Genomic DNA, 616 nt, shown 5'->3' with positions numbered 1-616 from the left:
ACAACTCTAAGTAACATTATGATAGTTTTACCCATAATTTTCCATAGGAAAAGCCTGAACTATTTAGCTAATAAACGTACTAATATAATATCATTCCAAGACTTATTGCTAACCAAGCCTGAATTGTTAGTATCTTTAAATAAAAGATATTATAACTTCCTTCCATCCTCAATAAACTGTACATCACTCTGCATTGAAAATGACATAGCCGAACTTATGGATGGAGAGTTGATTTTCAAGAAGAAAATAATAGCTGCCGATGCGATTTCTGAGTTAGGTAAAAGAGCAATAAAAATTCAGTCTGCCGCTATAAATATAGCTACCCTCATATCAGATGAACCACATAACGTATACGATCTTTGCGGAGTTAGATTGTAATGCAAATAACAAATATTTTAATATATCAGACAGATGATACACTACGAAATCTCGTACTAGAAGAGAATAAAGTTAACGTCATAACTGGAGACTCAGGCAAAGGAAAATCATCGATATTAGCAATTATAGACTATTGTTTGCTGTCTTCGACTTCAGATGGTATATCAAAAACAAACGTAGATAACTATGTTAACTGGTATGGAATAAGATTTAAAATAAATGGTAAGTATCATACCAT

2 protein-coding genes are annotated in these 616 nt (G+C 31.8%); both read left to right on the top strand.

Features of this window, described 5'->3' with window-relative positions:
* Positions 1–378 (top strand): three component ABC system middle component (locus V2A85_RS24310; protein ID WP_420072635.1); only part of this gene is annotated, 378 nt, incomplete at its 5' end.
* The coding region (locus V2A85_RS24305) for an AAA family ATPase (protein WP_420072634.1) at positions 378–616 on the top strand (239 nt) is incomplete at its 3' end. The genes V2A85_RS24310 and V2A85_RS24305, both read left to right, overlap by 1 nt.

The sequence above is a fragment of the Yersinia sp. 1252 StPb PI genome (assembly GCF_048593885.1).
In the GTDB taxonomy this organism is placed as follows: Bacteria; Pseudomonadota; Gammaproteobacteria; order Enterobacterales; family Enterobacteriaceae; genus Yersinia; species Yersinia enterocolitica_E.
Note: the sequence above shows the minus strand (reverse complement) of the source record. Positions and strands in the feature narration are given on the sequence as shown.